The organism is Catenibacterium sp. GCM10023432, assembly GCF_042651925.1.
Classification (GTDB): Bacteria; Bacillota_I; Bacilli_A; order Erysipelotrichales; family Coprobacillaceae; genus Catenibacterium; species Catenibacterium mitsuoka.
Genome location: NZ_JBHSEB010000074.1, coordinates 13,771 through 28,107, shown reverse-complemented (window position 1 = coordinate 28,107; position 14,337 = coordinate 13,771). Strand labels below are relative to the sequence as shown.

The 14,337-nt window shown below is 33.4% G+C and carries 13 protein-coding genes; 1 reads left to right on the top strand and 12 read right to left on the bottom strand.

All coding sequences use genetic code 11. The annotated features are described in order from the left end of the window. The first annotated feature begins 97 nt into the window (after positions 1 to 97). Complete coding sequence (locus ACFOZZ_RS09480; RefSeq protein WP_278780317.1) at positions 98 to 1,075, top strand: D-cysteine desulfhydrase family protein; 978 nt, start codon at positions 98 to 100, stop codon at positions 1,073 to 1,075. Here ACFOZZ_RS09480 and ACFOZZ_RS09475 read toward each other — a convergent pair. The 12 genes from ACFOZZ_RS09475 to ACFOZZ_RS09420 form a co-directional block, all read right to left on the bottom strand. Next, a complete protein-coding gene (locus tag ACFOZZ_RS09475; protein WP_376815128.1) occupies positions 1,072 to 2,196 on the bottom strand; it encodes an ABC transporter permease in 1,125 nt (374 codons plus the stop codon). The two genes, ACFOZZ_RS09480 and ACFOZZ_RS09475, sit on opposite strands and share 4 nt — an antisense overlap. 118 nt (positions 2,197 to 2,314) lie before the next feature. Next, complete coding sequence (locus tag ACFOZZ_RS09470) at positions 2,315 to 2,581, bottom strand: phosphocarrier protein HPr (protein WP_006505217.1); 267 nt, start codon at positions 2,579 to 2,581, stop codon at positions 2,315 to 2,317. A 130-nt stretch (positions 2,582 to 2,711) separates the two neighbouring features. Beyond that, positions 2,712 to 3,167 (bottom strand): hypothetical protein, encoded by a 456-nt coding sequence (locus tag ACFOZZ_RS09465; RefSeq protein WP_055233834.1) that lies wholly within the window; start codon positions 3,165 to 3,167, stop codon positions 2,712 to 2,714. Then, the gene (locus tag ACFOZZ_RS09460) at positions 3,157 to 4,332 is read right to left on the bottom strand and encodes an AI-2E family transporter (protein WP_278780312.1); all 1,176 of its coding nucleotides are present in this window, start codon (positions 4,330 to 4,332) and stop codon (positions 3,157 to 3,159) included. The genes ACFOZZ_RS09465 and ACFOZZ_RS09460 overlap by 11 nt, the downstream gene beginning before the upstream one ends. Before the next feature lie 9 nt (positions 4,333 to 4,341). Continuing rightward, positions 4,342 to 5,874 (bottom strand): cardiolipin synthase, encoded by a 1,533-nt coding sequence (gene cls, locus ACFOZZ_RS09455; RefSeq protein ID WP_055233836.1) that lies wholly within the window; start codon positions 5,872 to 5,874, stop codon positions 4,342 to 4,344. Between the two features lie 42 nt (positions 5,875 to 5,916). After that, entirely contained in the window at positions 5,917 to 6,972 is a 1,056-nt protein-coding gene (locus ACFOZZ_RS09450; RefSeq protein WP_055233837.1) for a hypothetical protein, read from the bottom strand. Between the two features lie 11 nt (positions 6,973 to 6,983). Then, complete coding sequence (locus ACFOZZ_RS09445; protein WP_376815127.1) at positions 6,984 to 10,001, bottom strand: Ig-like domain-containing protein; 3,018 nt, start codon at positions 9,999 to 10,001, stop codon at positions 6,984 to 6,986. A gap of 70 nt (positions 10,002 to 10,071) precedes the next feature. Next, positions 10,072 to 10,326, bottom strand: a complete 255-nt coding sequence (locus ACFOZZ_RS09440; protein WP_055233839.1) for a hypothetical protein — start codon at positions 10,324 to 10,326, stop codon at positions 10,072 to 10,074. Between the two features lie 72 nt (positions 10,327 to 10,398). Continuing rightward, complete coding sequence (locus ACFOZZ_RS09435; RefSeq protein ID WP_022425172.1) at positions 10,399 to 10,617, bottom strand: DUF6465 family protein; 219 nt, start codon at positions 10,615 to 10,617, stop codon at positions 10,399 to 10,401. A gap of 88 nt (positions 10,618 to 10,705) precedes the next feature. Then, complete coding sequence (locus tag ACFOZZ_RS09430; RefSeq protein WP_055233840.1) at positions 10,706 to 11,593, bottom strand: hypothetical protein; 888 nt, start codon at positions 11,591 to 11,593, stop codon at positions 10,706 to 10,708. Positions 11,594 to 11,639: 46 nt separating this feature from the next. Further along, positions 11,640 to 13,466, bottom strand: coding sequence for a translational GTPase TypA (gene typA / locus ACFOZZ_RS09425; protein WP_278860744.1), 1,827 nt, complete (start codon positions 13,464 to 13,466; stop codon positions 11,640 to 11,642). Between the two features lie 126 nt (positions 13,467 to 13,592). Further along, positions 13,593 to 14,336 carry an alpha/beta hydrolase gene (locus ACFOZZ_RS09420; RefSeq protein ID WP_279078771.1) on the bottom strand — a complete coding sequence of 248 codons (744 nt, stop codon included), beginning with the start codon at positions 14,334 to 14,336 and terminating at the stop codon, positions 13,593 to 13,595. Position 14,337 lies beyond the last annotated feature (1 nt).

Sequence of the window (14,337 nt, the reverse complement as noted above, 5' to 3'; positions counted from 1 at the left end):
TTTGTATCTCCTTGCCTTCATCATTATACCAAACTTTCTTATAAGAAAGTGTGATTTCATCCTTTAATTCTACTATACTATATATAGAGGTGATAAAATGAACAAACTACATTTAGCTCAGCTGCCTACTCCTATAGAAAAAATAGACTATCTCTCAAACAAATATAAACCAAATATTTTTGTGAAAAGAGATGACTTAACAGATAGTGTCGCATCTGGCAATAAGATTAGAAAATTAGAATACAGTGTGGCAGAAGCATTATCTTTAGGATGTGATACACTGATCACAAATGGTGGATTCCAGTCCAACCATTGCCGATCTACTGCTGCAGTGGCCGCTAAACTAGGATTAAAGTGTATTCTTATACTTAGAAAAGAACCTGGTGAAAATATTGAAACAGCCAACTTCCTTTTAGATCATATGCTTGGTGCTGATATTAGAGTAAAGGAACATGATGATTTCCAGGCGCATAAAGATGAAATGATGCAGGAAGTCTATCAAGAAGTATTAGATCAAGGTAGTAAACCTTACATTATTCCTATGGGTGCTAGTAATGGAATCGGTACTTTAGGTTATATTGATGCTTTTGATGAAATACTAGAATATGAAAAAAAGACAGGCATAGTGTTTGATACTATTATTGATGCAGTCGGTTCTGGTGGAACTTATACTGGTTTATATCTAGGTAATGAATTAAGACAAACTCATAAAGATATTGTAGGTATTAATGTATGTGATGATGCTGATTTCTTTATTAAAGAAATCAATCGCATTATTGATGAAACGTTGCCTCATCTTAATGTTGAAGATGTGGATAGAAGTCATATTCATATAATTGATGGATATGTAGGAAGAGGCTACTCTTTAAGCCGTAAAGAAGAATTAAAAGCTATCTCTGATTTGTCTCGACACAGTGGTATTATTCTTGATCCTGTTTATACAGGTAAAGCCTATTATGGACTGATCCATGAATTAGAAAAAGGTACCTTTGATCATGCAAAGAATATTCTATTTATGCATACTGGTGGTATTTATGGATTATTCTCAAAATCAAAAGAAATAATCTCAGCCTAGGCTGAGATCTTTTTCTTATATGTTATAATCACTGTTTCTAGATACATGATAGATGCAATGCCAATTGTTTCTATCAGGATTTTTGATGTATAAACTGTCCTAATCTTTCTTATTTCTTTTTGAGATATTGTCATATCACGGTGAGAAAGAGAGGTATTGATGATATATTTTGAAAGGTAAGGACTTGTAAAGAAAGTAATAGATAACGCAACAATAAATACGATGAATGTTTTTAAAAGATTCTGTTTCTTTGATAATCTTATATATACAAGTATTAATAGAAATGAGCCTGTGATTAATAGTATAAATGGAAACGTCTTTACTTTATCATATATATTTTCAAAGATTGAAACACATGCATTATATTGTGCATCATTGGAAGTAAGCTGTAATTGATTCCAGTCTAACGGTGTTTTTTGTGCTCTCTTAATAAAATATTCTGATGTATCTTCTTTAGTTAAGTAGTAAGTGACAGAGGATAGCGTCTGTTCTGTATGACTTAATGACTGTGCTTTTGATAAAGAGATAAAGATTGTATTATAAGGCTTTAGACGACTTAATGGACCCACCTTATTCTTATAGATACCTACAATAGATAATGAGACATCTCCTTTTTCAGTATTAAACTGAATACTGTCTCCTATACTAATATTATTATTTTTAGCTAATGCGTAGGATATAACTGCATTGGATGTATTCTCATCTTTATTTGTGAGTAGTCTTCCTTCTTTTAATTGATATTCTTTTGAATTAAAGTCCTGAATCAGCGTCATAGAAGAATAACCCGCAAGAAGAAATGAATCTTCCTGATAATTTTTTAAATGAATACGAGGAAAAGAGAGATGTGTATCTACAGGTTGAAGTGATGAGGATGCATTGACTAATTGTTCATAGTTATAGGCTTTTACACCTTTAAGGTGTGTTAACTCTTTTGCATCAGTAAGACTAACACCTCCATTATTAGATGTCAGTGTTACTTCATATTTCAATTGTTTCTTATACTTATTAATTACCTGCAATGATCCCTGCTTAATAAATAAGCACATCATAATCATATTCATTGTGATCAATACAATTAGAAATAGTAATAAATAGTGTAAACACTCTTTCCCTTTAGACATAATGACGCCTCCTTATAATTATAATAAAAAATAATATTTGCGTTATTATGGAGTAAATATGGGAAAACGTGTGTAAAAAAAACAGTGGATAAAATCCACTGTCAAAAACAAAAGTATATTATTCAGCAACTTTCTGTTCTTTGATAACCTTAGCGATAGAATCGATTACGTCCTTTTCGTCTTCACCTTCAGCTTCGATTTCTACTGTAGCCTTAGTTGGAACACCTAAAGACATAACACCCATGATTGATTTAAGGTTAACGCTCTTACCGTTATAGATTAAGTTGATATTGCTAGAGAATTTGCTAGCCTGGTTTACTAAGATTGTAGCAGGTCTTGCATGTAAACCTACTGGGTCAGATACTACGAATGATAATTTTTCCATTTAAAAAATTCCTCCTTATGAATATAGCATTATTATATCACAAATCCTAATAATTTCTATACCTTTATCTCATTTTTTACTAGCGCTTACAAAAACATTGATATATACTATCTTTTTTTGATAATAAATTTTAAATTTGTATAAAGCCGACACCTAAAACAGAGCCACAATTCCATTCATTTGTATGTCCTGGGTGTTTAAAAGCCAATGCTAAATTTCCCATTTCATAGACCATTACGCCACCTTCTGGGATATCTACAACTTCTACATGGTCTAATATTTCAGGACCAAAGACCTTTTCATCACTATAAACTGCAGCCTGCATATTTGTGATTGTCAGAAGTTTGCCCTTTACAATAAAAGAGAATTTATAAACATTCTGTGAACCTTCTAATGGAATCTTTTCTACAAAAATCTTATCAGGATCAACACCTAATGTTTCAAAGATACGAGACTGCTGGAAAGACATTGCTTTCTTTAGTTCTTCATTTAATTGTTTTTCTTTAGAATAATCATTTTTACTATAGTCATGCTGTGTTGCATTGACATCTACATCTAACATCCATGGATCAAATCTAAATTCCATTTTCTTTCTCCTCTACTAATTCATTTTTTGTTTCTGTACGATAATCTACTAATCTTTCAAACCAGATTTTACATAATGCACCTACTGGTACAGAAACGAGCATTCCTAAGAATCCACCTATCATACTACCGATAATAAGAGATACAATAACGAGTACTGGGTGAATGTCAATACTTGCACTAAGCAATCTTGGGTTGATGATATTACCATCTACCCCCTGAATAATCAATAATGCGATAAATGCTTTTAAAGCCATATGTAAATCACCAGTCACAAGCCCTATAATCGCAATAGAGCCATATCCTAGAAATGGACCTACATAAGGAACGAGGTTCCCTATACCAACTAATAACGCAATCACAATCCAGAACTTGATATGTAAGAAACCAAACGCAATACTTACCATTAAAAACATAAGAAATGCATCAATAACCTGACCACGTACATAACCAGAGAATACACCTTCGATATCCGCTAATAATTGGTGAATGACAGCATCTACTTGTCTACTTGTGAAGGCTTTAATACTCTTACTCCAATAGTTCCATAATTTTTCTCCATCAAGCATAAAGTAAATCGCAAAGATGATAGAGAATAGAAGGTTTGTAAAAAAGTCAGAAACCCTACTAATAGCACCTAGAATATTAGTTGTAAGACCATTCGTAAATGTTTTTAAGAAATGCTGTAATTGTACTGTAGAGATACTCATGGACTTTAACTGTACAATCAGGTCTTCATAGAATGCATTCACATTCTTCGCAATAATACGTAAGAAATCACTCATGTCCTTAAATTGTGTTACAGCTAATTCTTTACCTATACTTCTAATCACAAATGCAGATAATAACGCAAATACAAATAATACAATTAAAGAAGTAATCGCAACAGATAACTGATGGATGAGTTTCTTCTTTTCTTGGAAATAAGAAATACTTCTAAGAGATGATTCCACCTTTTCTACTAAAGGCTTTAATAAATAAGCAATCACAAAACCAATGAGCAAAGGTGTGAAAACCTGAGTTAAAAAGCCCCATCCTTTTTTAATCCATTTTAGGATGTCTGTCATGTTACTCCCCACTGCAATGACAAGATAAATTGCAATTACAGTTGCAACTACATAAACCGCAATCTGCGTATATTTTCTGTTTGGTTTAAAATGAAACATAATACCTCCTTACATAAGAGGGCTAAAGAAACGTAAGATACATCTCCATCCTCTTAATACAACACTTGTATTTATATACTTCTCTGATACATCCTGACTTATTTCAAATAGTTCATCAAAATCTTCTCTTAATTCTTTGACTGCATGATTATGAGTAAACCAGCATCCATTTTCAAAGTGTAGATAAAGACTTCTAAAGTCAAAATTAATTGTACCAACAGCACCGACCTGATCATCTACTAAACATTGTTTTGAATGAATAAAACCTGGTGTATATTCATAGATATGAATACCTGCCTGCACAAGATGTGAATAATAACTTCTTGTCATTGCAAAGACAACAGCTTTATCAGGAATACCGGGAGTAATGATTCTGACGTCGACACCTCTTTTTGATGCAAGAATGAGTTCTCTTTGCATTTCATCACTCAATATCAAGTAAGGTGTTGTGATATAAATATGATGAACAGCATGCTTGATCATATTTAAATAGACATTCTCACCTGTTTCTTCATCATCTAAAGGTGTATCAGAGTAAGGAACGATATAACCTTCCCCTTCTATTTGATACCTTTTTAAATAAGGTGTGAGGTCTTCATTGTCTTCTTTACTTGATGTCTGCCACATCTCAAAGAAAATTTTTGTGAGAGAGTCTACTGCATCACCCTCTAATCTTACTCCAGAGTCCTTCCATAGTCCATAAGGATGTGTATAATTGAAATATTCATCGGCAAGATTATAGCCTCCTGTATAGCCTACTAGACCATCTATGACAGTTATTTTACGGTGATCACGATTGTTCATAAAAGTATTTAAAACAGGGAAGATAGGATTAAATACACGACATTGTATACCTTCTTCATGAAGACGTGTTCTAAACTTATTATTAATAAAGCCAACACTACCCATATCATCATAAAAGACTCTGACATCTACCCCCTGTTTTACTTTTTCAACAAGAACATCTTCAATCTGTCTCCATGCCTTTGAATCTTCAATAGCATGATATTCCATGAATATAAATTCCTTTGCATTATTTAAATCTTTTAATTGTGTTTCTAATGCTTCATTCGTAGAACTATAGAATTTCATCTTTGTATGATTAAAGACTGGGAAACCTAAAGATTTTAAATAATAAGCTTCAGTGGCATGAAGAGGATCATCACATTGTAGTTCTTCAAATCCGTTTGTCTCTATTTGATATGTATTAAGATAGGCATTTACCTTATTGAACTTCTTCTGTACTGTCTTTAATAAAGAAGGTCTACCAAACATAAGATAAATAGCTAAACCAAAGACTGGAAAGATAAGAATCAGGACAATCCAGGATAACTTAAAAGCACTATTATCAGGTCTGCCATAGATACGTAATACACATAAGAAAGCAATCAAGCTCATAATGATATCAAAAGCGGCATAGTACTTAGATAAATATATCGCAAGTTTCACTATCAAGAAGACCTGAATGATAATCAGAACAGCAGCAATCATGACACGTAATACACTATTTTTTACTGCACTTTTACTTTCAACTGTATTCATAAAAACCCCCTATCAAAAAAGGCTTTCAATTGAGAAAGCCTATTAGAAATTCTTCTTTGCGACAACTAAGAAACGATATGTTGTCAACTGGAAATATGTATTCTGTTTAATCTCGTCTAATGCATGCATATAGAAGCTCTTATATTGTGCGACATTTTCAGCCACTTCTGGAGCCACCTTACGGAAATATGTCTGTATCTGATGAAGATTATGGAAACGAATATATCCTCTGTCTTCTTTTGTTTCTACGACTTCAAATCCTGCATCCGCAAGAGTCATAGCACAACTATTCATATCCCAGACACCTCTCATCTTGAAAGGCATATACATAGATAAGAATTCATGAAGGTTATCACTACCATTCTGATTCACAATGAAAGTACCATTTGGTTTAAGTACACGCAATACTTCATTCTTATCATAGTTAGAAAACTGATCCATTAATACATCAATACGTTCATCCTTAAATGGAAGTAAGTTAGATTCTGTAAGTTTTGTTGCTTTTACAGGTAATCCTTCTAAAGTGGCTTCTACTTCGCTTGTTTCACTATAAGGTTCAATATCAAATGTTGCGGCTGGATAGTCTTTATAATCCTTTACAAACTGCCCTTTATCCACCGTCATAAAAGCAAGATGATCTTCTGGATGCACATAACTCTTAGTGATAGAAACTTCATCATAAAGCGGTGTAGAGACTTCATAACCATAGTCATCTTCGTCTCCACGTTTTAATTCTTCAATTTCTTTCATTAAAGTTGTTGCAGATCTAATCTGCTGACGACATCTGAACTTACCATACTTGATAATAATAAATTGTACCACAGCATCCGCAATAACGCCGCATGCCACAAAGATAATGAGTTCTAAGAACCACTGTGCTGACATAAATGCTGCTTCTGTACCACCAATCATAAAACAGATAATACATAATACAACCATGCTTGCTGTTCCCGTATAGTTGAAAGGACGATTGAACTGTTCAAACCATACTAAATTATTCACTCTTAATGCACGCTTACGGCTGATTTCAAAATAGATCAGCTGAAATGTCAACATTAATCCAACAAACACTAATAAAGTTGCAAGTAAAATTGCCATAGAATTCCCCCTTATTTGATCTTCTGACCTGTAAGAGTATAGTATTTATCTCCAATTGTGAAATAACCTTCTTCATGAAGAACTATTTCTTTTTCAATAGAATAAATTTCCTTCATACCATTATCCACATCATAGATATAAGAACGTCCATTCTTTTCTAATGCAAGATATGGATGTCCATCAAAGACTATTGCAGCTGTTTCAGGAATCTTTGTATAGATATCTGAAAGAGCTTCTTTTCCATTACAGTCATAAACCTTAAATTGGCCATTCTTATTATAGGCTGCATAATATGAATTGCCTATGAATTCTAAACGAGGATATGATTCTTTTAATACATTTTCACCTTCTGCATTAATCAATTCATACTTATTATTCTTAAGCTGTACAATTGCACACTTATTTTCATCATACTGATTTGCTTCCTGATAATAAGGACTGACCTTTTTACCATTGAAGTCATAATAAGCATAGCCTTTACCCTTCACAAATCCTGGAAAACGAGACACTGTTAATTCATAAGCATAAGGATAAACCTGTACACCCTTCAATTCAGTTGTCTTCTTACCGTTATAGACTGTATGAGGTCCATACGCAATCTTCTTATTTCTAGAAATGAAATGTGTATCGTCTTTATAGTTAGAGTTTGTAGGAATAATCTGTCCATCTTTATAAAGACTGACTACATCTCCTGCAGTTAATACAACATTGTTTTTCTTAGTAATTTCGGCACTTGTTAAAGCATAATCATTTGAATAGACCTTAGTACCAATAACACCAAGTGTATTCTTATTATAAGCATCATAAAGAATTGCCTGATCTTTACGTGATGCAAGAATAGAATAATTACCTACTTCCTTAATAGAAGTCTTCTTACCATTCTTTAAATAAATATTAATAGAATCATTGAAAGCTACAATAGAAGCATCTTCATAACTAGATGCATAATAAACTTTCTTCTTACCAACATATAGAGTCTTACCGTTGTTGATGACTTTATAAGTCTTATCCTTTACCACAACAGGAAGATCTGTCTTTAATAAACCAGTCTTTGCTGATGATTTATAAAGCACTTTACCCTTTGTATTTAATACTTCAATACCACCAAGTGATATATCAGCCGCTTTTGTTTTTGTTTCTGTATCTGGATTTCTTACTACTGTTACCTTACATATATAAGTCTTCTTACCGACTTTACCTGTAATAGTCGCCTTACCTGCCTTCAAACCATAAACAGTACCATTTGCAACAGTCGCAATACCATAATCGCTTGTATCCCATTTAATCTTTTCAGGATCCACATTTGTGATTGTTAACTGTCCTTGACCGCCTTTAATAACAGTCATTTTTTTCTGATCAATAACCTTAATAAGGTTATGAACTGTCACCTTACATGTATAGTCTTTCTTATCAATTGTGGCAGTAATAGTCACTGTTCCTTCTTTTTTCGCATGGATGATGCCATTTTCTACAGTGGCGATACTTTCATCAGAACTAGACCATTCTACCTTCTGATTTTCATAGTTGTTAATAGAAAGAGCTTCATCTGATTCTTCATCCATATCAATCTTTGTTTTACTTAAAGAAAGAGGTTTAGCCTTTACAGTAATTTCTGCTTTAGCCTTCTGTTTACCAACCTGCGCAGTAATAGTTGCCTTACCTGGTTTAACCCCTGCAATTTCACCACTCTGTGCTACAATAACAACTTTATCATTGCTTGTAGTCCATACTGCCTGATCTTCATCCTTCTTATTTAATAGTTGCAAGAAGATATGCTGATTCTTTTCAATAGTTGTCTTGGCAGGATTGATCTTAATCTGTCTCTTCTTAACAGTAACTGTTGCTTTATATTTCTTCTTACCAATCTTTGCAGTAATAACTGCTTTACCCTTCTTAAGACCTGTTACTTCACCAAATTCATTGACTGAAGCAATCTTTTTCTTATTAGAGCTCCACTGTACAACATCTTCTGGATTGGCCTTATCTAAAATATTTAAAACAACCTTCTGATCAGTTAAAAGAGTCACCTTAGTCTGATCAAGTCTTGGTACTCTCTTCTTTACAGTAACGACGCATTTTACTGTCTGTCCATTACTTGTTGCCTTTAATGTTGCTTTACCAGGACTCATTGTCCAGATATGGCCATTCGCAACAGTCGCAACAGCTGCATTACTTGTTTCCCACTTAATATCAGGATATGCATTTTCTATACCTAACTGACCTTCATCACCTTCATAGAAAGTGGCTTCCTTATGAGAAATCTTAAAAGTCTTACGTTTTACTTTTACCTTACACTCTAAAGTATCATCTCCAACCTTTGCGCTAATAGTTGTTGTACCAGGCTTTAGTCCCTGAATCACACCATTTTCTACTGTCGCAATCTTAGGATCTTTAGACTTCCATTCAATAGTACGAGCCCCATAGTCATTAACTGTTAATGTAGCTGGTTCTAATGTATAAACATCTAAAGAGTCATGATCAAAATATGGATGCAACGCTTTTACCTTAATCACACAAGTCACAGATGCATTATCTTTAGTTGCAGTAAGTACTGCAGTACCTGCATGTTTTGCATAAACATAACCCTGCTGGTTAATATTAACTACATCATTATCATTTGTAGACCAGACAACTGCATCATTCGCAAATACCTGTGTTAAAGTATTTTCTGTCATCTCTAGAGTTGATGCACTTAAATAAAGTCTCGTCTGTGGCTGAGTTTCACCTACAAGCATATTCCCCTGTGTCTTTAAGCTTGTATAACGTCCTGGCTTTACAATAGTCTTACCTGTATTAGAAATATAACCAGTCTGATCATTTGCATCAGTCACTAAATAACCGCCTTCAAAAGGCGTATAAGCCTTATACATATCTTTGGTATAACGCTGCCCTTTTGTATTATAAAGAGCATATAAACTATTCTTTCCTTCTTTCATGAAAGAACTCTTTTTTACATCATGATTATCGGATGATGATCCACAGCCGCTTAGTATTAAAGCAGCAGCAAGGATCCCTATTACCTTTTTCATACTCTGCCTCCTTTTTATACAAAAACATTATAACATAATTCTTTACGTAAAAAAAATGAGAGATACTCTCTCATTTTATAATCTTTGTAAAACGATAATTTACATTCCATAGGAACATTAAGAATACAACAACTAACATACCAAAAGAGAATAATGTTTTCTGCTTTTCTACCAAGAAAACATTATAGAAGAATAAGACACATAATACCGTAACCAAGAAACTCATCACTAACATAATTAGGTTCTTTGATTGTCTTCTTAATTCAAAGAAAATAAGAATCTGTAACGCGATAGAAATCATGAAATATAAGTCTTTATAGTCCATAAGCGTATTCTCCTCTTTTTCTTTATTATACAACAAGATACTAAAAAAGGCCCTATAAAGGCCTCTTTTGCATTAAATATGTAATGGATCGTTGTTTACACCATAAACCTTCTTATCTTTTGTAGTCGCTACATAATATACTGCGCTATCTTCAGGTTTATAGTAAACTTCTAAAGTTTCAAGAGTGTTAAGCTTGATTCCGTTAGCTTTGATATCTTCTTTAACTAATTTTTCGATATCAGATACATTAACATCTTTATTCATGAACTGTACTTCAATTTTTGTTTTCATGTGTGGGTCCTCCATTTCCTAATATGATAAAAACCACTTTTAATATATCACTTTTCTTTTTACAATCAACTATTTTTTCTTGAAAGCATCAACTATTTTCCTCATTTATACATTTATACTTAAAATAATAACTATTTTTACGCTTATCATATATAAACAAAATAACCAAAGTAATAATCATTAAAATAAGACCATAGAATAAATAAACAAGTAATAATCCCATAAGACTTGAATCAAACATCATCCCTGGTACGACAACAAGTGCCTGAATAAAGGAAACACTAGAAGCACCAATGCGTTTAAAAGCAGCCTGAACTGAGAAGGCACATGAAGCATATTGTGCAAATATTAAAACAAGTAAATCTATAAGAGGTATTAGAATCTTTGCCTTTTGATCAATATAGTGCCCTAGCTTCTTATAACCAATAAAGCTAAGAAATGAAAGCAATATCGCATCTAGACAGATCATGTACCCTAGGTTATATCCAAAAGCCCAGATGATTCCACCAATGACTGCACCAATAATGGCGCCAAGTATTCCAAATGGTGAAGCCGTATGTTTAGTAATACGTTCATGCTTTTCAAAACAGTCAGAACATAATATATCTATTTCGTCATCTAATAAATATACATTTAATGGTTTGCTTTGATGACAGTGATGACATTGTGGGGACTGATTGATCTCTTCCTTGAGTTTTAAGACAATCTCTTTTAACTCTTCTTTTTTTATAGAAGAAGAAAGAACAAGTCCTGCACCTTCTTCATTCGAATATATACGCTCTACTGCATCTCTTTTAATAAAAAACTGTTCTAATATATCTCTTTGTGTTTTTGTATCTTCTGTTGTAAGCAATAAAGCGATTTTATGATGAGGTAATACCTGTAGCAAAAGATAGAAATGATCCTGAATATAGTAATAATAGTCTTTCTTAGGGGTTGGTTTAAAACCAATCGTTGTGAGTTCTTTTATCTTCATAACATACTCCTTTAAAAAAAAGAGAGAGTAATTCTCATTACTCCCCTTATTCTGATGCTGAATTTTTAGCTCTATAAGCTCTCTTACGATCAAGTTCAGAAAGATATTTCTTTCTTAAACGGATGTTATTTGGAGTGACTTCTACTAATTCATCTTCATTAATATAGTCAAGACAAGCTTCTAGGTTGAAGTGTCTAGGTCTCTTTAATACAACTGTTGTATCTTTTGTAGATGAACGTGTATTTGTCTGCTGTTTACCCTTAGTAACGTTTACTACTAAGTCATTGTCCTTTGCATGTTCCCCAACAATCATACCTTCGTATACATCTACACCAGGACCAACAAACATTACACCACGGCTTTCTACACCACCAAGTGCATAAGCAGTAGTCTGTCCTGTTTCAATAGAAATAAGAACACCTAACTGTCTTTCACCTACTGCTTCACCTTCTAATGGGCGATATTCTAAGAATGAGTGGTTAATAATACCATAGCCCTTAGTCATTGTTAAGAAGTTAGTCATGAAACCAATTAAACCTCTAGAAGGTACGATGTAATGAACCTTAGTCATACCATCCATAGAATCCATGTTTTCCATGATTCCTCTTCTTAAACCTAGTGATTCAATAACTGAACCAATACAATCATCTGGTGCTTCGATTTCTACATCTTCATATGGTTCGCATATCACACCATCGATTTCCTTTAAAATAACATGAGGTCTAGATACCTGTAATTCATATCCTTCTCTTCTCATTGTTTCAATTAAGATAGATAAGTGTAATTCACCACGACCACTTACCATCCATTCTTCTTTATTCTGAATACGTTCTACTTTTAAAGATACATCCTTGTTTGTTTCTTTAAATAAACGTTCTTCAATCTTAGATGCAGTCACAAACTTACCATCCTGACCAGCGAATGGTGATGTATTTGTACCAAAAATCATCTGGATTGTTGGTTCATCTACATGAAGTAATGGTAATGCTTCTTCACAGCTTGGTTCACAGATTGTTTCACCAACACCAATGTCAGCTAAACCTGCAACAGCCACGATATCACCAGCACTTGCTTCTTCTACTTCAAATCTATGCATGCCTAAATAACTGAATAACTTCTGTACACGGAACTGTGTCTTAGAACCATCAGTTCTTAAACATACAACATTTTCATTTACTTTAATAGAACCTCTCTGGATTCTACCAATACCAATTCTTCCTACATAATCATTGTAGTCTAATAAAGCTGGCTGTAACTGTAAACCACCTTCAACATCTACTGCTGGCGCAGGAATTTCATTGATAATCATATCGAATAAACAGTCCATATTAGGAACCTGAGTACTAATATCAGGATCTAATGAGCTTGTACCATTTAATGCTGAAACGAAAACAGTTGGGAAATCAAGCTGATTATCATCAGCACCTAATTCCATAAATAATTCAAGAACTTCATCCATAACTTCCTGAATTCTTACAACTGGACGGTCAACCTTATTGATAACAACGATAGGTTTAACATGAGCAGCTAATGCCTTCTTTAATACGAAACGAGTCTGAGGCATTGTACCTTCATAAGCATCAACAACAAGTAAAACACCATCCACCATGTGCATGATACGTTCTACTTCTCCACCAAAGTCAGCATGGCCTGGTGTATCCATGATGTTGATCTTATAATCTTTATAATGAATAGCTGTATTCTTTGCTAGAATAGTAATACCACGTTCTCTTTCTAAAGCGTTACTATCCATAGCACGTTCAGCTAATTCTTCGTGTGCTTCAAGTGTTCCTGATTTCTTAATAAGCTGGTCAACCAATGTTGTTTTACCATGGTCAACGTGAGCAATAATTGCTATATTTCTAATATTCATAATCGCACCTCTTTCAATTTTTAGATTATATCATAGTTCGTCTTCATTTCAATAAAGAATAGTTTTCAAGATGAGAAAATTTATTAAATATTGAATAATTCAACTCTTTTTAAAAAAAGAACAGGCTTACACAACCTGTTCTGTTAAGAATTTATAAGTTGTAGAAAGAACTTCATGAATATGATCCGCATTATCATAATTATGAGATGCACCAACAACCGGATGGAAGATCATCTGATCACCAAATAACTTTGTATATTTCTCACTAATTGCATAAGGTACTGTTTTATCTTCAGTTCCATGAATGACTAATAAATCATTCTTATATGTATCTAAGTTCTTATAGAAATCTCTTTGAAGCATATCCTTTACAAAAGCATCGCTGATTTCAAATCCATTATGATCATAAACAGGTGCTTCTTCCACTGAACCTGTAAGATAATCTAAAGCATCTGGTAAACAGAAAGCAGGAGCCCATAGGACTAGCTTCTTAATATCATCAGGATAAATTTTAGCAAGTTCACTCGCAATTGCACCACCCATAGAATGTCCTAAGACATATATATCTGTTACTTGAGGCATCTTCTTTAATTCTTCTAATAGAATGCGTGCACATGATAATTCGTCATCAAATGTCATTTCTTTAAAGGTAAGATCTGATTCACCACTGCCTAGAAAATCCATTCTTAAAGTACCAACACCCTGTGCTTCTAATAAACGTGATAAAGAAACATAAGAGAACTTAGTTCCTGTACATTGTCCTGTAAAACCATGGAATATTAATAATACAGGGAATTCTTTTCTATGAGGCACATGAAAGAATCCTCTCATAACACCCTTAGGTGTCGCAATTTCACAATACTGCTGCATA